Origin of the sequence: Streptomyces luomodiensis, assembly GCF_031679605.1 — a bacterium.
Taxonomy (GTDB): domain Bacteria; phylum Actinomycetota; class Actinomycetes; order Streptomycetales; family Streptomycetaceae; genus Streptomyces; species Streptomyces luomodiensis.
In genome coordinates, this window is sequence record NZ_CP117522.1 from 5302830 (window position 1) to 5319589 (window position 16760).

General features: G+C 69.4%; 14 protein-coding genes and 1 tRNA gene. 8 read left to right on the forward strand and 7 right to left on the reverse strand.

The window, feature by feature from the left end; translation table 11 throughout:
- Positions 1 to 99 precede the first annotated feature (99 nt).
- On the reverse strand, positions 100 to 417 hold the full coding sequence (locus tag PS467_RS22325) for a histone-like nucleoid-structuring protein Lsr2 (protein WP_268973429.1): 318 nt from the start codon (positions 415 to 417) through the stop codon (positions 100 to 102).
- 302 nt (positions 418 to 719) lie between these two features.
- On the opposite strand from PS467_RS22325, the gene purS reads away from it, so the two are divergent.
- The 3 genes from purS to purL are packed head-to-tail and all read left to right on the forward strand — an operon-like array spanning position 720 to position 3927.
- Positions 720 to 1004: a phosphoribosylformylglycinamidine synthase subunit PurS gene (gene purS / locus PS467_RS22330; protein ID WP_268973430.1), complete on the forward strand. Its 285-nt coding sequence runs from the start codon at positions 720 to 722 to the stop codon at positions 1002 to 1004.
- On the forward strand, positions 1001 to 1681 hold the full coding sequence (gene purQ, locus PS467_RS22335) for a phosphoribosylformylglycinamidine synthase subunit PurQ (RefSeq protein ID WP_268973431.1): 681 nt from the start codon (positions 1001 to 1003) through the stop codon (positions 1679 to 1681). The genes purS and purQ overlap by 4 nt, the downstream gene beginning before the upstream one ends.
- Positions 1678 to 3927: a phosphoribosylformylglycinamidine synthase subunit PurL gene (gene purL, locus PS467_RS22340; protein WP_311036752.1), complete on the forward strand. Its 2250-nt coding sequence runs from the start codon at positions 1678 to 1680 to the stop codon at positions 3925 to 3927. Before purQ ends, purL begins: the two co-directional genes overlap by 4 nt.
- Before the next feature lie 100 nt (positions 3928 to 4027).
- Here the strand turns inward: purL and PS467_RS22345 are convergent, their stop codons facing one another.
- Entirely contained in the window at positions 4028 to 4426 is a 399-nt protein-coding gene (locus PS467_RS22345) for a nuclear transport factor 2 family protein (RefSeq protein ID WP_311036753.1), read from the reverse strand.
- Between the two features lie 78 nt (positions 4427 to 4504).
- Between PS467_RS22345 and PS467_RS22350 the strand changes: the two genes are divergently transcribed.
- The 3 genes from PS467_RS22350 (at position 4505) to purM (ending at position 8174) form a co-directional block, all read left to right on the forward strand.
- Positions 4505 to 5293, forward strand: coding sequence for a maleylpyruvate isomerase family mycothiol-dependent enzyme (locus PS467_RS22350; protein WP_268973434.1), 789 nt, complete (start codon positions 4505 to 4507; stop codon positions 5291 to 5293).
- Between the two features lie 201 nt (positions 5294 to 5494).
- Positions 5495 to 7054, forward strand: coding sequence for an amidophosphoribosyltransferase (gene purF / locus PS467_RS22355; protein WP_268973436.1), 1560 nt, complete (start codon positions 5495 to 5497; stop codon positions 7052 to 7054).
- Positions 7055 to 7097: 43 nt separating this feature from the next.
- Positions 7098 to 8174, forward strand: a complete 1077-nt coding sequence (gene purM / locus PS467_RS22360) for a phosphoribosylformylglycinamidine cyclo-ligase (RefSeq protein ID WP_268973437.1) — start codon at positions 7098 to 7100, stop codon at positions 8172 to 8174.
- Positions 8175 to 8278: 104 nt separating this feature from the next.
- On the opposite strand, the gene PS467_RS22365 is transcribed toward purM, so the two are convergent.
- Positions 8279 to 8530 (reverse strand): DUF3073 domain-containing protein, encoded by a 252-nt coding sequence (locus PS467_RS22365; protein ID WP_311036754.1) that lies wholly within the window; start codon positions 8528 to 8530, stop codon positions 8279 to 8281.
- A gap of 385 nt (positions 8531 to 8915) precedes the next feature.
- A complete protein-coding gene (locus PS467_RS22370) occupies positions 8916 to 10070 on the reverse strand; it encodes a Leu/Phe/Val dehydrogenase (protein ID WP_311036755.1) in 1155 nt (384 codons plus the stop codon).
- A 175-nt stretch (positions 10071 to 10245) separates the two neighbouring features.
- Between PS467_RS22370 and PS467_RS22375 the strand changes: the two genes are divergently transcribed.
- Together PS467_RS22375 and bldC are read left to right on the forward strand one after the other, a co-directional pair.
- Entirely contained in the window at positions 10246 to 11082 is an 837-nt protein-coding gene (locus PS467_RS22375) for a DUF8083 family protein (RefSeq protein WP_268973440.1), read from the forward strand.
- A 480-nt stretch (positions 11083 to 11562) separates the two neighbouring features.
- Complete coding sequence (gene bldC, locus PS467_RS22380) at positions 11563 to 11769, forward strand: developmental transcriptional regulator BldC (protein ID WP_003949541.1); 207 nt, start codon at positions 11563 to 11565, stop codon at positions 11767 to 11769.
- Between the two features lie 442 nt (positions 11770 to 12211).
- Here the strand turns inward: bldC and PS467_RS22385 are convergent, their stop codons facing one another.
- The 3 genes from PS467_RS22385 to hrpA all read right to left on the reverse strand — a co-directional run bounded on the left by PS467_RS22385 (position 12212) and on the right by hrpA (position 16671).
- A complete protein-coding gene (locus tag PS467_RS22385) occupies positions 12212 to 12412 on the reverse strand; it encodes a DUF6274 family protein (protein ID WP_311036756.1) in 201 nt (66 codons plus the stop codon).
- Positions 12413 to 12531: 119 nt separating this feature from the next.
- Positions 12532 to 12606, reverse strand: a tRNA-Asp gene (locus tag PS467_RS22390).
- A 138-nt stretch (positions 12607 to 12744) separates the two neighbouring features.
- Positions 12745 to 16671 carry an ATP-dependent RNA helicase HrpA gene (gene hrpA / locus PS467_RS22395; protein WP_311036757.1) on the reverse strand — a complete coding sequence of 1309 codons (3927 nt, stop codon included), beginning with the start codon at positions 16669 to 16671 and terminating at the stop codon, positions 12745 to 12747.
- Positions 16672 to 16760: the final 89 nt, after the last annotated feature.

Genomic DNA, 16760 nt, shown 5'->3' on the forward strand with positions numbered 1-16760 from the left:
GTCTTCCTCGGGGTTTCGGCCTTTCGGCCCCGCCCCTCGGCGTGCTCCAGACTCTAGCGGATCACCCGGGGTGCTGTGCAACTCGGCTGAACGGGCCACTCAGGCGGACTCGTTGAAGGCCTCGTAGACCTTCTTGGGAATGCGGCCGCGCGGGGGCACTTCCATGCCGTGCGACCTGGCCCAGGCGCGCACCGCGGCCGGGTCCGGGGCGACGGCGGTGCGGCGGTACGTCTTGCCCGAGCGGGCTCGCTTGCGGCCGGCCTCCACGTACGGCGCGAGAGCGTCGCGGAGTTTCGACGCATTGGCAGAGTTGAGGTCGATCTCGTACATCTTGCCGTCGAGTCCGAACGTGACCGTCTCTTCCGCTTCGCCTCCTTCGAGGTCGTCGGAGAGCGTGACTACTACGCGCTGCGCCACGGATATCGGTCCTTTCGGGCTGCATCGATGCGTTGACGTGCAAAGATGTCAGCTGTCCAGTTGTTGTCGAACAATGCTTTTTCATTTGTACAGCTACTGGCATTGCATTGTGAACCCCGGTAATTCCATCCGCGTGTCATGCCGCGACCGGGACCTTACGTTTTCCATGACCTTTCCCTGTCAGGTGCCGCCGACGATGCTTAAACGTGACCGAACCCCTGTTATCTACTCGCGTAGATTTTTCGCCGGGGTAGGCTTGGGCTACCGCCTTACGCACCAGCACCACACCACCGGGAGTGCCAGTGGCACGCGTCGTAGTCGACGTCATGCTCAAGCCGGAGATCCTCGACCCCCAGGGCCAGGCGGTGCAGCGAGCACTGCCCCGCCTCGGTTTCGAGGGGATCGCCGATGTCCGTCAGGGCAAGCGCTTTGAACTCGAGGTGGAGGGCCCGGTCGATGACGCCGCCCTCGCCCGTATCCATGAGATCGCCGAGACCTTCCTCGCGAACACCGTGATCGAAGACTTCTCCGTGAAGGTCGAGGTCGGCGAGGGTGCCGACGCCGCCGCCGGGAAGGCGGGATCGTGACCGCGCGCGTCGGAGTCGTCACCTTCCCCGGCACGCTCGACGATCGCGACACCCAGCGCGCGGTCCGCACCGCCGGGCTGGAAGCCGTACCGCTGTGGCACCGTGACAAGGACCTCAAGCAGGTCGACGCGGTGATCCTGCCGGGCGGCTTCTCCTATGGCGACTATCTCCGGGCCGGAGCGATCTCCCGGTTCTCCCCGGTAATGGAGTCGGTGATCGACCAGGCGAAGGCCGGTATGCCGGTGCTTGGCATCTGCAATGGCTTCCAGGTTCTCACCGAGACCCATCTGCTCCCAGGTGCGATGCTGCGGAACAACCACCTGCACTTCATCTGCCGTGATCAGAAGTTGCGAGTGGAAAACGCGGAGACCGCCTGGACCCGCTCCTACGAGCAGGGCCAGGAGATCAACATCCCGTTGAAGAACATCGACGGCCGCTATGTCGCCGATGAGCGCGTGCTCGATGAACTCGAGGCCGAGGGGCGCGTCGTCTTCCGCTATCGGGAGCTCAACCCCAACGGCTCGCTGCGCGACATCGCCGGTATCTCCAATGCGGCCGGCAATGTCGTCGGCCTCATGCCCCACCCCGAGCACGCCGTCGAACCGCTGATCGGCACCGGTCGCACCGACGGCCTCGGATTCTTCACCTCGATCCTCAAGAGGCTGGTCAGCGCATGACCCTGGACACCACTAAGCACGCGGCGCAGACCCCGGACGCCGAGCAGCCCTGGGCCGAGCTCGGTCTCAAGCAGGACGAGTACGAGCGCATCCGCGCCATCCTGGGCCGCCGCCCCACCGGCGCCGAGCTCGCGATGTACTCCGTCATGTGGTCCGAGCACTGCTCGTACAAGTCGAGCAAGGTCCATCTGCGGCAGTTCGGCGAGAAGGCCCCCGAGAGCGACGCCCTGCTCGTCGGCATCGGCGAGAACGCGGGTGTGGTCGACGTCGGCCAGGGCTACGCCGTCACCTTCAAGGTCGAGTCGCACAACCACCCCTCCTACATCGAGCCCTACCAGGGCGCGGCCACCGGCGTCGGCGGCATCGTCCGCGACATCCTCGCCATGGGCGCCCGCCCGGTGGCCGTCATGGACCCGCTGCGCTTCGGCGCCGCCGACCACGCGGACACCAAGCGGGTGCTGCCCGGCGTGGTCGCGGGCATCGGCGGCTACGGCAACTGCCTGGGCCTGCCCAACATCGGCGGCGAGGTCGTCTTCGACCCCTGCTACCAGGGAAACCCGCTGGTCAACGCGCTCTGCGTGGGTGTGATGAAGCATGCGGACATCCACCTCGCCAAGGCGGCCGGCGCCGGCAACAAGGTGATCCTCTACGGCGCCCGCACCGGTGGCGACGGCATCGGCGGCGTCTCCGTGCTGGCCTCGGAGACCTTCGACGATTCGAAACCCGCCAAGCGCCCCGCCGTCCAGGTCGGCGACCCCTTCCAGGAGAAGCTGCTCATCGAGTGCACCCTGGAGGTCTTCAAGGAGGACCTGGTCGAGGGCATCCAGGACCTCGGCGGCGCGGGTCTGTCCTGCGCCACCAGCGAGCTGGCCAGCGCCGGCTCCGGCGGGATGCGGGTCGAGCTCGACACCGTGCCGCTGCGCGACTCCTCGCTCTCCCCCGAGGAGATCCTGATGAGCGAGTCGCAGGAGCGCATGTGCGCGATCGTGCAGCCCGAGAAGGTCGACCGCTTCCTGGAGATCTGCGAGAAGTGGGACGTCATAGCCACCGTCATCGGTGAGGTCACCGACGGCGAGCGGCTGGAGATCTACTGGCACGGCGAGCAGATCGTCGACGTCCCGCCGCGCACCGTCGCCCACGAGGGCCCGGTCTACGAGCGCCCCTACGCCCGCCCCGAGTGGCAGGACGCGCTCCAGGCCGACGACGCGGCCAAGCTGCCGCGTCCGGCCACCGCCGAGGAGCTGCGCGAGCAGGTCCTCACGGTGGTCTCGTCCCCGAACCAGGCGTCCAAGTCCTGGATCACCGACCAGTACGACCGGTTCGTCCAGGGCAACACGGTCCTCGCCCAGCCCGAGGACTCCGGCATGGTCCGGGTGGACGAGGAGACCGGCCTGGGCGTGGCCGTCGCCACGGACGGCAACGGCCGCTACGCCAAGCTCGACCCGTACGCGGGGGCGCAGCTCGCGCTCGCCGAGTCGTACCGGAACGTGGCCGCGTCCGGCGCCAAGCCGCTCGCCATCTCCAACTGCCTCAACTTCGGCTCGCCGGAGGACCCCGCGGTCATGTGGCAGTTCGCGGAGGCCACCCGGGGTCTGGCCGACGGCTGCCTGACCCTGGGCACCCCGGTCACCGGCGGCAATGTGTCGCTGTACAACCAGACCGGGGAGACGGCCATCCACCCGACGCCGGTCGTCGCCGTCCTCGGGGTCATCGACGATGTGGCCCGCCGCACCCCGATCGCCTTCGCGGAGGAGGGCCAGCTGCTCTACCTGCTGGGCGACACCGCCGAGGAGCTGGGCGGGTCGGCCTGGTCCCAGGTGATCCACGACCACCTGGGCGGACTGCCGCCGAAGGTGGACCTGGAGCGTGAGCGGCTGCTCGCCGAGATCCTGATCTCGGCCTCGCGCGACGGCATGGTGGACGCGGCCCACGACCTGTCCGACGGCGGTCTGATCCAGGCGCTGACCGAGTCGTGTCTGCGCGGCGGCAAGGGTGCCCGGATCGTCGTCCCCGACGGCCTGGACCCGTTCGTCCTGCTGTTCTCCGAGTCCGCGGGCCGGGCGATCGTCGCCGTACCGCGCAGCGAGGAGGTCCGCTTCAACGACATGTGCGGGGCGCGGGGACTTCCGGTGACCCGTATCGGCGTGGTCGACGGCGACGCGATCGAGGTCCAGGGGCAGTTCTCCATCCCGCTGGCCGAGCTGCGGGAGTCGTACGAGGCGACGATCCCGGGCCTGCTGGCCTGACCCCGGCGCATGGCCTGACCTTGTGAGGGACCGTACGGCCCGCCCCCTGCTGTCAGGGCGCGGGCCGTGCGGTCCGTTCGTGTCCGTGCGTCATGTGCCGTCAGGTGCCCCAGAAGGCGTTCAGGGCATCGATGTCCTCGGCGCATTCGTCGATGTCGGTGATCTTTCCGCCGACGATGGTGAAGAAGTCTCCGTTCTTCATGTCCAGGCCGCGGTTGCCGCGCTCCGCGCGCAGATGGTGCACCGCCATCGCGTGTCCGCGACCGTCGCACATCACCGTCTCCAGGTCGACCCGCATGGTGCCGCCGGTCTCCTCGGACATCGTGCGGTACAGCTCCAGGCAGGCGTCCCGGCCCTTGTGATGGCCGGAGATCGTGTTGTCACCCGGCACATGGTGGATGACGTCCGTCGTGACCAGCGTCGCCACCGTATCCAGATCGCCCTCCGAGAAGGCCGTACAGGCGCGACGCACCAGGGCGCAATCGGGGTGCTCGCCCATGGGATTTCACACCTTTCGTACCGATGGATAACCCTTCTTCCTCCATCCTGCTCCTTCCCGGGCCTCTAAGCTCTCCGCATGCCGTCTCGTGCCCGTGCCCGCAGCTATGACCCCGCCAAGACCCGGACCGCCGTGATCGCGCAGCTGCGGCGGGTGCGGGAGGCGGTCGGGGGACTGGACGAGACGGGCCTGGACGCCCCGACCCGGCTCGGCGACTGGACGGTCCGGGAGCTGATCGCGCACCTGGGGATGGCCGTTCGGTCCGTCGTCCGCCTGCTGGAGCAGCCCGCGCCGCCCGCGCGGCAGACCACTGTCACCGGCTGGGCCACCGCGACGGACGCGCATGCCGACCGGATCGACGCGGACACCCGCGCGCTCGCGGCCGGCGCCGACCCGGGCGAGCTGCTGGAGCGCGCCGAGGAACGGTTCGCGGAGACGACCTCCGTGGCGCCCGGTGACCGGCTGCTGGCCACTCGTGTCGGGGCGATGCGGCTCGACGACTACCTCGTCACCCGCTGTGTGGAGCTGGTGGTCCACGCCGACGATCTGACGGCCGCCACCGGTGTCCCCGTCGCCCACGACCGCCAGGCGCTGGCCACCGCCACCCGGGTGCTCGCCGACGCCCTCGCGGCGAAGGCGCCCGGCGGTTCGGTCGAGGTCCGCATCCCCCCGTTCGCCGTGGTCCAGTGCGTCGAGGGCCCCCGGCACACCCGCGGCACCCCGCCGAACGTCGTCGAGACCGACCCGCTGACCTGGCTCCGCCTCGCCACGGGCCGCCTGACCTGGGCCGAGGCCCTGGAGTCGGCGCCGCTGACGGCGAGCGGCGACCGCGCCGACCTCTCCGCGCACCTCCCCGTGCTGGGGTAGTCACGGTCCGTTCCGGCCGGATGTGATCCTTGCCCCAGCCGGCCGTCTCAGCACCTGGACAGCTGTCCTCCGGACCTTCGGCCGTGCGCAGGTGGGGCGCGGGTTCCGGGGCATCCGGGGCGGTGCGCGGGAATGTGACATGCGCCCCCCTCGCGGGTCCCTCGTTCGGAGGCACCGCGGAACTGGCCTAGACTCGATGACGTGCCACGTGGTGACGGACGACTCAGCCACGACCTGCTCCCCGGTGAGAAGGGCCCCCAGGACGCATGCGGCGTCTTCGGAGTCTGGGCGCCGGGTGAAGAGGTCGCCAAACTCACCTATTTCGGGCTGTACGCACTGCAGCACCGCGGACAGGAGTCCGCGGGCATCGCGGTGAGCAACGGCTCCCAGATTCTCGTCTTCAAGGACATGGGCCTGGTCTCACAGGTCTTCGACGAGACCTCCCTCGGCTCCCTCACGGGCCATATCGCGGTCGGCCATGCCCGCTACTCCACCACCGGAGCCTCGGTGTGGGAGAACGCGCAGCCCACCTTCCGGGCCACCGCGCACGGTTCGATCGCGCTCGGCCACAACGGGAACCTGGTCAACACCGCCGAGCTGGCGGAGCTGGTCGCGGCCCTGCCGCGGGACGGCGGCCGGGCCACCCAGGTCGCGGCGACCAATGACACCGATCTGGTCACCGCCCTGCTCGCGGGCCAGGTGGACGAGGACGGCAAGCCGCTGACCGTCGAGCAGGCGGCCCCGGTCGTCCTGCCCAAGGTCAAGGGTGCTTTCAGCCTCGTTTTCATGGATGAGCACACGCTGTACGCGGCGCGTGACCCGCAGGGAATCCGCCCGCTGGTCCTCGGCCGCCTCGAGCGCGGCTGGGTAGTGGCGTCCGAGACCGCCGCCCTGGACATCGTGGGCGCGTCGTTCATCCGTGAGATCGAGCCCGGCGAGATGGTCGCCATCGACGAGGAGGGGCTGCGCTCCACCACCTTCGCGCAGGCCCGGCCCAAGGGCTGTGTCTTCGAGTACGTGTACCTTGCCCGCCCCGACACCGACATCGCGGGCCGGAACGTGTACCTCTCCCGCGTCGAGATGGGCCGCAAACTGGCCAAGGAGTCCCCGGCCGACGCCGACCTGGTGATAGCGACCCCGGAGTCCGGCACCCCCGCCGCCATCGGCTACGCCGAGGCCAGCGGCATCCCCTACGGCTCGGGCCTGGTGAAGAACGCGTACGTCGGCCGTACGTTCATCCAGCCCTCGCAGACCATCCGCCAGCTCGGCATCCGGCTGAAGCTGAACCCCCTCAAGGAAGTCATCAAGGGCAAGCGCCTGGTCGTGGTCGACGACTCGATCGTGCGCGGCAACACCCAGCGCGCCCTGGTGCGGATGCTCCGTGAGGCCGGGGCCGCCGAGGTCCACATCCGGATCTCGTCCCCGCCGATCAAGTGGCCGTGCTTCTTCGGCATCGATTTCGCCACCCGCGCCGAGCTGATCGCCAACGGTCTCTCGGTCGAGGAGATCGGCAAGTCGCTGGGCGCCGATTCGCTGGCGTACATCTCCATCGACGGCATGATCGAGGCGACCACGATCGCCAAGCCGAATCTGTGCCGTGCCTGCTTCGACGGTGAGTACCCGATGGAGCTGCCGGATCCGGAGCTGCTGGGCAAGCACCTCCTGGAGTCCGAAACACAGGCCCCGAGCAGCGCCGACGCCGATGGTGTGAGGTCGCTGACCGCTGGTGTCGGCGGTGCCGACGCCCTGCGCCGCCCCTGAGCGCCGCACGCCTGTCGTCCCCGATACGAAAGATCTCAACGTCATGACACGCCCGTCCGAGTCCGGGTCCACTTACGCCGCCGCGGGCGTCGACATCGAAGCGGGCGACCGCGCCGTCGAGCTGATGAAGGAGTGGGTGAAGAAGGCGAGCCGCCCCGAGGTCGTGGGCGGGCTCGGCGGATTCGCCGGCCTCTTCGACGCCTCCGCCCTGGCCCGCTACCGGCGTCCGCTGCTCGCCTCCGCCACCGACGGGGTGGGTACCAAGGTGGACATCGCCCGGCGGGTGGGCGTGTACGACACCATCGGCCGCGACCTGGTCGGCATGGTCGTGGACGACCTGGTGGTCTGTGGCGCCGAGCCGCTCTTCATGACCGACTACATCTGCGTCGGCAAGGTCTACCCCGAGCGCGTCGCCGCCATCGTCAAGGGCATCGCCGAGGGCTGTGCGCTGGCCGGCTGCGCCCTGGTGGGCGGCGAGACCGCCGAGCACCCGGGGCTGCTGGGCGCCGATGACTTCGATGTCGCCGGGGCCGGTACGGGCGTGGTCGAGGCCGATCAGGTGCTCGGCGCGGACCGTATCCGAACGGGTGATGCGGTGATCGCCATGGCGTCGTCCGGACTTCACTCGAACGGGTACTCACTCGTTCGCCATGTGCTCTTCGACCGGGCCGGCTGGGCGCTGGACCGCGAGGTGCCGGAGCTCGGCCGGACGCTGGGGGAGGAGCTGCTGGAGCCCACCCGGATCTACTCGCTGGACTGCCTGGCCCTCACCCGCACCACCGAGGTGCACGCCTTCTCGCACATCACCGGCGGCGGGCTCGCCAACAACCTCGCCCGGGTCATCCCCGACGGGCTGCGCGCGGTCGTGGACCGCTCGACCTGGACCCCCGGCGCGATCTTCCAGCTGGTGGGTCAGGCCGGCTCGGTCGAGCGCCTGGAGCTGGAGAAGACCCTCAACATGGGCGTCGGCATGATGGCCGTCGTCCCGGCCGACTCCGTCGACGTGGCGCTCACCACACTCGCCGACCGCGGGGTGGACGCCTGGGTCAGCGGTGAGATCACCGAGCGGACGGCCGAGAGCGCGGACGCGGTGACGCTGACCGGTGACTATGCGCGCTGATCCGGCCGCGCCCGCTGCGCGGGCAGCACAGAAGCCGGTCCGAGGCGGGTACCCCGGACCGGTGGAGGTGTGCGGCGAAAAGCCCAGCGCCTCGAACGGGTGGTTCAGGCGCGGCGACGCTGCGGGGACGGATCGGACTGGTCGTCGTCCTCGTCCTCATCGTTGTACAGATCCGCGTACTGTGCGTACGGGTCGTCGTCCAGCTCATCGTCCTCGAACCGCTCGCCATTCGGTGGCTGGCTCGATGTCGATGCGCCCAGCTCCTCGGCCAGGCGTGAGAGATCCGTCCCACCGCTGTTGTACTTCAGCTGGCGGGCGACCTTCGTCTGCTTGGCCTTGGCCCGGCCGCGCCCCATGGCTCGACCCCCTCAACGACGGGGCTCGACGGCCCCAGAGTCTTGACACGCGTTCACGTTCATAAATCGGAGCGGGCTCTCGGGAGAGACCGGTCCGTAGGGCTTCAACGGTACCTGCTTCTGTGGCCATACGGTACGTCGCCCACACGACGTGCCACGAGGCAGAACCCGCGAGGAGCCCGTTCCTCGCTGGTCAGCTGCGATTTTAACGTGTCTTGGGCGCCGACCCGCCGACAGGCCGTGAGGGATCTCTCGCCAATGGCCCTCCGGGGGCTTCCGCGTCCCCCGTCCGGCGGCCTACGGCAAGGTCCCGCACGGCCCGTCCACGCCGCTTCCCGGAGGCTGCCGAGCGGTCCCGGACTGCCTCAGCCTGCCTCAGCCTGTCTCAGGCGTCGTGGCCCTCGGCCATCCGGTGCTCGGCCAGCCGGTCGGCGGCCGCGGCCGGCGGAATGCCGTCGGTCCGTGCCCGATCGAATATGGCCAAAGTCGTATCGAAAATCTTTGCTGCCTTTGCCTTGGCCCGATCGAAATCGAAACCGTGCAGCTCATCGGCCACCTGGATGACGCCACCGGCGTTCACCACGTAGTCCGGCGCGTAGAGGATGCCGCGGCCGGCCAGGTCCTTCTCGACGCCCGGATGGGCCAGCTGGTTGTTGGCCGCGCCGCACACCACCTTCGCGGTCAGGACCGGCACCGTGGCGTCGTCCAGGGCGCCGCCGAGCGCGCACGGAGCGTAGACGTCCAGGTCGGCGCGGATCAGCGCCTCGGTGTCCCGGACCGCCTGGACCCGGGGGTGGCGGGCCAGCACACGGTCCACCGACTCGCCGCGCACATCGGTGACCACGACCTCGGCGCCGTCCTCCAGCAGGTGCTCCACCAGGTGGTGGCCGACCTTGCCGACCCCCGCGATGCCGACCCGGCGGCCGCGCAGCGTGGGCGCGCCCCAGCACGCCTGGGCGCTCGCCCGCATGCCCTGGAAGACGCCGAAGGCGGTCAGTACCGAGGAGTCGCCGGCGCCGCCGTGCTCGGGGGAGCGGCCGGTGGTCCAGGGGCACTCACGGGCGATGACGTCCATGTCGGCCACATAGGTGCCCACATCACAGGCGGTGACGTAGCGGCCACCGAGGGAGGCCACGAAGCGACCGTAGGCGAGCAGCAGCTTTTCGGTCTTGATCTCCTCGGGATCGCCGAGGATCACGGCCTTGCCGCCGCCGTGGTCGAGCCCGGCGAGCGCGTTCTTGTAGGACATGCCGCGGGCCAGGTTGAGCGCGTCCAGGAGCGCCGCTTCTTCGGGGTGCTCCTCGGAGGCGTAGGCGTGGAAGCGGGTGCCGCCGAGGGCCGGGCCCAGGGCGGTGGAGTGGAGGGCGATGACGGCCTTCAGGCCGCTTTCCCGGTCCTGGCAGAGCAGGACCTGCTCATGCCCGCCGAGATCGGACCGGAACAGCGTCGAGAGCGGTGAGAGAGGGTTCGGTGCGCGACTCTCCGTCGGACCGTCGACGCTGACGGTGTGACGTACGTCAGTCACGGTGGTGACTCCCATAGGTCGGGGTAGACGCCCTCCTTGCTGGTGGGGAGGGCCGTGGCCAAGAGCGTAAGCCCTGGGGCCGCGCAGATCGGCCATGTCCCCGACGAGTCCGGATGGCGGGCATGGGACGATGCCGTCAGGTGGGGGTAAGGGAGCCCCTGGCGGTGGTCTCAGCCTTGAGGGAGCGCGTGTGACCTTGGCGTCTTCGGTGATTGTCCCGTACGCGGCGTATCTCCGGGTCTATGAGCCACTGGCAGCGTTCCCGGAGCCGGAGAGATCGCACTGGGCGCGGTATGCCAAGCGCGACGACCTGCCCGGCGCGCAGGACGAGCTGCGCCGCTCGCTCGCGGACCTGCTGCCGGTGCCGCCGGTGGCGGTCCCGGTGCACGAGAGCGCGGACGCCTTCGTGACGGCCGTGGACGGCGTCACATGCGTCTGTCCGTGGCGCACCCGGCTGAGGGGCTGGCTGGCCCTCGAAGAGCTGCCGGAGCGCCTCCCCGGGCCCCTCCTGGACGCGGCCCTGCCCCCGGTGGTGCGCCGGCAGGCGGTGGCGGACTACGAGCGGTGGCTGGAGCGCAATCCGGACGCCCGGCCGTGGATCCGCTCGGCCACCTGGCATGTGCCGGTGCGCTGGTTCGTGCTCTTCTCGGACGAGGAGCGCGAGTACACCAAGGGTGACGACGGTCTCATCCTCCGTTACCGCACCCCCATGGTCCAGGCGCGGCGCCGGGTGGCGCGTGGCCTTAAGGTGCTCAAGGAGGCCCTCGGCGAGGGGCCGCTGATCGACGGGCTGGTGGACGTCGGCCGGTGGCTCGAGGAGTTCCACCCCCGGTCACTGGTCGAGCTGGACTACGGCGGCCTGGTGCACACGGTGCCGGCCGGGCAGCTCGAGGACGACCATTCGGCCGCGGATGTGGCGGAGGGCCTCGCGGCGCTGCGCGACGGGGACGGGGAGCGGGCGGGTGCCGCGTACGAGCGGCTGACCGACCGCTGGAGCACGGTCCGCGGGCGGCAGAACGCCAGCTGACCGGACCGGCGGTCGAACGGGCCTCCGGCACAGAGGGGACGTAGGTCCCGATCCGGGCCATTGCCCCAATCGTGACCTAAAGCACGGACTTCGGGCCTTGCGGCAATCCCCCATCCTCGTGTCAAAATAGGACAACGAGTCCGGGAGGGGCTCCTTCCGCCCAACTATGGGCGGATTCATCGGTATTGCACTCCTTGACGGATCTGATGACCACTGATCCTGTTGTGACTGATCGTCACGGCCGCGTGACTGTCCGCTATGACATGGTCCATCGGCTTCCGTTGAGGTTGGACACCTGAGAGGGCAATTCCATCGGTTTGGCCGACGGGGCTGGACAGATGGTGTAGTTGTAGTGCCGAGGACAAGCCGTTCGTCCTATAACCGACTCGGCTCGCGTCCGCCATTTCGGGCAACGCGGGTCAAGGTGCAGAATTTAGAGGAAAGAACCGTGATGGTTCGGTTCTCCCGAGGAGGCCGCTCATGACCGCTCGCACCCCTGATGCCGAGCCGCTGCTGACCCCGGCTGAGGTTGCCACGATGTTCCGCGTGGACCCGAAGACGGTCACGCGCTGGGCCAAGGCAGGCAAGCTCACGTCCATCCGCACGCTCGGAGGGCATCGGCGCTACCGCGAAGCGGAGGTCCGTGCACTTCTTGCGGGCATCCCGCAGCAGCGCAGCGAGGCCTGAACAACCGCATAACCGGGCATTTCCGGGCCCCCCAGCCCGGCTTTCGCCTGTATAGCTCCACCACGACGGGCGCCTGCCCCAACAGGCCCTCCACCGCTCGACATGGGTGCGTCGTTGATCGCGCTGGACTCCGCCGGGTCCGGCGCGATCTTTTTATGTCCGGCGACGCAGGCCCGCGACGGCCTTCCGGAGGTGGCCTCCGCAGGGCTTCAAGTGGCCCTGGAGGGCCGATCGTTCGGCCCGCCGGAGGCGGTCCGGAGGGGGCTTCCGAGGTGCCCGCGGGGGGCATGGACAGACGGTGCAATTGCACATATTAAATTGACCCGCGGTAAGCGGGGTGTAAGTTCCCTCACTCCGGAAACCCATTCAGTGACTCCTGTCACACTAACCAGCTGTTGCCTTGTGGCAGCTGGTTGCGGTAGGAGGCAACTGCCGTAAGGGATCATGGAGTTGGCGGGGGCGCCGTGGCCGTCTCCTCGCGGTCGGCCCGGCCCATGGCCCCGTCGGCCCCCGAGGGCTCCATCGCCAGCCGCAGCAGGCGGTGGCAGACCGGACAGTGCCGGGTGAAGTGGCGGTAGCTCGCGGCGGCCGCCAGATGGGCCCGCAGCAGCGCCCTGGTCTCATGCTTCGCGGACGTCGTCATACGCCGCACCTCCCGCGCACCCCCGAGCACACCTTTTAGTCTGGGTACCGCTGCCTGCGGTGGGCCGTCAAGATGCGAAAGGCCCGGATCCATGAATGGATCCGGGCCTTCCGGGAAAGCGGTCCTGACGGGATTTGAACCCGCGGCCTCCACCTTGACAGGGTGGCGAGCACTCCAAACTGCTCCACAGGACCAACACCGACGCCCGCGGCTTCGCCGCTGTGCGTCGCGCGGTGTGCGCTGCGTTGCAGACTCTACAGCAGGTCAGGGGGTGCGGTCGAACTCGCGCCCGGCGGGGCCCCGGCGGCCCGCCGGAGCCCCCTGGGGCACCTCTACGGCGCCGCCGCGTCGATGGCCTTCACGATGCGCTTGTCGGACACCGGATAGGCCGTGCCGAGGGCGTGCGCGAAGTAGCTGACCCGCAGCTCCTCGATCATCCACCGGATCTCCAGCGCCTCCTGGGGCACCGGGCGCCCCGGCGGGAACTGCTCCAGCAGCCAGGCGTACTCGTCCCGCATCTCCCGCACCTTCGCCATCCGGGCGCGGTCCCGGTCGGCGTTGACCGGGAGCTGCTGGAGCCGCCGGTCCACGGCCACCAGATAGCGCATGAGGTCCGGAAGCCGCCGTACGCCGTGCGCGGTCACGAAACCCGGTGTGATGAGCTCCGAGAGCTGCTCCCTGATGTCGGTGAGGGACGGCAGCAGAACGGGGCTGCGGGTGGCCTTCAGCCGCCGCTCGCACGACTGCCAGGCCGCCAGCACCTCCTGGACCTTGCGCACGGTGTCCAGCGTGGTGTCCATGATGTCGGTGCGCACCGCGTCGAAGAGCTTGCGGAACGACTCCTCGTCCCAGACCGGGCCGCCGTGGGTCGCGATCAGCCGGTCGGCCGCGGCGGCCACGCAGTCGTCGAAAAGCGCCTGCACACTGCCGTGCGGACTGCTGGCAAGCGCCAGCTTCGCCTGGTTGGAGAGCTTGCCCTGGACGAACTTGGCGGGGTTGGACGGCAGCTGGAGCAGGATCAGCCGGCGCGTCCCCCGCCACATCGCCTCCCGCTGCTCGGCCTCGGTGTCGAAGAGCCGCACGGCCACCGACGCGCCCTCGTCGACGAGCGCCGGATACGCCTTGACCGGCTGGCCGCCGCGGCGCGTCTCGAAGGTGCGCGGCAGCGTCCCGACCGTCCACCGGGTCAGCCCGCCGCGCTGCTCGATCCCCACGGCCTCCTTGGAGGACTCGAACGCCTTGGAGATCGCGGCCCGCGTCTTCGGCCGCAGCCGCTGCCGCAGCGCCTCCAGGTCCTTGTCCTCGGCGAGCTTGCGGCGCCGCTCGTCCACCACCCGGAAGGTGATCTTGAGGTGGTCGGGGACCTTCGCCAGGTCCCAGTCCTCCGGCTCGATCCGCACGCCCACCATCCGGTGCAGCTCGCGCCCCAGCGCCGCCGTCAGCGGCTCCTGGAGGGGCACGGCGGCGTCCAGGAAGCGCTTGGCGTAGTTCGGCGCCGGGACGTAGTGCCGGCGGACCGGTTTGGGCAGCGAGCGGATCAGCTCGGTGACCAGGTCCTCGCGCAGCCCCGGGATCTGCCAGTCGAAACCGTCGGCGGTGACCTGGTTGAGCACCTGGAGCGGGATGTGGACCGTCACGCCGTCCGCGTCCGCGCCCGGCTCGAACTGGTAGGTCACCTTGAACTTGAGCCGCCCCTGGCGCCAGGAGTCCGGGTAGGCGTCCTTGGTGACGTCCTGCGCCCGCTCGTTGATGAGCATCGACTTCTCGAAGGTGAGGAGCTCCGGCGCCTCGCGCCGTTTGTGCTTCCACCAGGAGTCGAAATGCGCGCCCGAGACCACGTGCTCGGGGATCCGCTGGTCGTAGAAGTCGAAGAGCGTCTCGTCGTCCACGAGGATGTCGCGGCGCCGGGCACGGTGCTCCAGCTCCTCGACCTCGCCCAGCAGTTTGCGGTTGTCGTGGAAGAACTGGTGGTGGGTGCGCCAGTCGCCCTCCACCAGGGCGTTGCGGATGAACAGGTCGCGGCTGGTCTCCGGGTCGATCCGGCCGTAGTTGACCTTCCGCTGGGCGACGATCGGCACACCGTAGAGCGTGACCCGCTCATACGCCATCACCGCGGCCTGCTTCTGCTCCCAGTGCGGTTCGCTGTAGGTGCGTTTGACCAGGTGCTGGGCGAGCGGCTCGATCCACTCCGGCTCGATCCGCGCGTTGACCCGCGCCCACAGCCGGGACGTCTCCACCAGCTCGGCCGACATCACCCAGCGCGGCGGCTTCTTGAACAGCGCCGAGCCGGGGAACACCGCGAACTTGGCGCTGCGCGCGCCCAAGTACTCGTTCTTGTCGGTGTCCTTGAGACCCACATGGGAGAGCAGCCCCGCCAGCAGCGAGGTGTGGATATGGTCGGGCGCCGCGTCCTGCTCGGACATGTGGATGTCCATGGTCTTGGCGACCGTGCGCAGCTGGCTGTAGATGTCCTGCCATTCGCGTATGCGCAGGTAGTTGAGGAACTCATTGCGGCACATCCGGCGGAAGGCGGACGAGGACAGCTCCTTCTGCCGCTCCCGGATGTACTTCCACAGGTTGAGGAAGGCCAGGAAGTCGCTGGACTCGTCCTTGAAGCGGGCGTGGCTCTGATCCGCCTGCTGCTGCTTGTCGGAGGGACGCTCGCGCGGGTCCTGGATGGACAGCGCCGCCGCGATCACCATCACCTCGCGGACACAGCCGTTGCGGTCCGCCTCCAGCACCATCCGGGCCAGCCGCGGGTCCACCGGCAGCTGGGCCAGCTTCCGGCCGACCTGGGTGAGCCGCTTGCGCGGGTCCTTCTGCTTGCTGTCCAGGGCGTGCAGCTCTTCCAGGAGCTGGATGCCGTCCTTGATGTTGCGGCGGTCCGGCGGATCGATGAAGGGGAACTTCTCGATGTCGCCGAGGCCGGCGGCGGTCATCTGGAGGATGACGGAGGCCAGGTTGGTGCGGAGGATCTCGGCGTCGGTGAACTCCGGGCGGGTGAGGAAGTCGTCCTCGGAGTACAGCCGGATGCAGATGCCGTCGCTGGTCCGGCCGCAGCGGCCCTTCCGCTGATTGGCGCTGGCCTGCGAGATCGGCTCGATGGGCAGCCGCTGGACCTTGGTGCGGTGGCTGTAACGGGAGATCCGGGCGGCGCCCGGATCGATCACGTAGCGGATGCCGGGGACGGTCAGCGAGGTCTCGGCGACGTTCGTCGCCAGCACGATCCGGCGGCCGGTGTGTCTCTGGAAGACCCGGTGCTGCTCGGCGTGCGACAGCCGGGCGTACAGCGGAAGCACCTCGGTGGCCGGGAGCTTCTTCTTGTTCAGCGCGTCGGCGGTGTCGCGGATCTCCCGCTCACCGGAGAGGAAGACCAGGATGTCGCCGGGGCCCTCGGCCTGGAGCTCGTCGACCGCGTCGCAGATCGCGGTGATCTGGTCGCGGTCGCCGTCCTCGCCGCCCTCCTCCAGCAGCGGGCGGTAGCGCACCTCGACCGGATACGTACGTCCGCTGACCTCGACGATCGGGGCGTCGCCGAAATGCCGGGAGAAGCGCTCCGGGTCGATGGTGGCGGAGGTGATCACGACCTTGAGGTCGGGGCGGCGGGGCAGCAGCTGGGCCAGATAGCCGAGCAGGAAGTCGATGTTGAGGCTGCGCTCATGGGCCTCGTCGATGATGATCGTGTCGTACTGGCGCAGCTCGCGGTCGGTCTGGATCTCGGCCAGCAGGATGCCGTCGGTCATCAGCTTGACGTGGGTGTCCTTGCTCACCTGGTCGGTGAAGCGGACCTTCCAGCCGACGGACTCGCCCAGCGGCGAGCGCAGCTCCTCGGCGATGCGCTCGGCCACGGTACGGGCCGCGATCCGGCGGGGCTGCGTATGGCCGATAAGGCCCTTGACGCCGCGCCCGAGCTCCAGGCAGATCTTCGGGATCTGGGTGGTCTTCCCGGAGCCCGTCTCACCCGCGACGATCACCACCTGGTGATCCCGGACGGCCTCGAGGATCGCGTCCTTCTTCTGGCTGACCGGCAGCTCTTCCGGATAGGTGACGGCCGGCACGGCGGCGCGGCGGTCCGCGACCCTCAGCTCGGCACGCGTGATCTCCTCGGCGATCTCCTCGAGTACGGTGGCTCGGGCCTCGGGCTTACGGATCCGGCGCACTCCGTCGAGGCGGCGCCCCAGCCGCTGCTGGTCGCGCAGCATCAGCTCGGGCAGCCGCTCCAGCAGGGCGGGCAGGGCGGGGGCAGGCGTCGTGGACATACGGATCCCAGGATCTCACCTTCCGAAAACGGCTGGCGAACCATTTCCGTCCGCGCCGCGTCGCGCGGTATGTCCGAGATAGTCGCTTT

Coding starts and splice junctions, on each gene's coding strand:
- purL (WP_311036752.1), top strand. CDS start 1,678: ATGACCCTGGACACCACTAAGCACGCGGCGCAGACCCCGGACGCCGAG.
- PS467_RS22345 (WP_311036753.1), bottom strand. CDS start 4,426: ATGGGCGAGCACCCCGATTGCGCCCTGGTGCGTCGCGCCTGTACGGCC.
- PS467_RS22350 (WP_268973434.1), top strand. CDS start 4,505: ATGCCGTCTCGTGCCCGTGCCCGCAGCTATGACCCCGCCAAGACCCGG.
- purM (WP_268973437.1), top strand. CDS start 7,098: ATGACACGCCCGTCCGAGTCCGGGTCCACTTACGCCGCCGCGGGCGTC.
- PS467_RS22365 (WP_311036754.1), bottom strand. CDS start 8,530: ATGGGGCGCGGCCGGGCCAAGGCCAAGCAGACGAAGGTCGCCCGCCAG.
- PS467_RS22370 (WP_311036755.1), bottom strand. CDS start 10,070: ATGGGAGTCACCACCGTGACTGACGTACGTCACACCGTCAGCGTCGAC.
- bldC (WP_003949541.1), top strand. CDS start 11,563: ATGACCGCTCGCACCCCTGATGCCGAGCCGCTGCTGACCCCGGCTGAG.
- PS467_RS22385 (WP_311036756.1), bottom strand. CDS start 12,412: ATGACGACGTCCGCGAAGCATGAGACCAGGGCGCTGCTGCGGGCCCAT.
- hrpA (WP_311036757.1), bottom strand. CDS start 16,671: ATGTCCACGACGCCTGCCCCCGCCCTGCCCGCCCTGCTGGAGCGGCTG.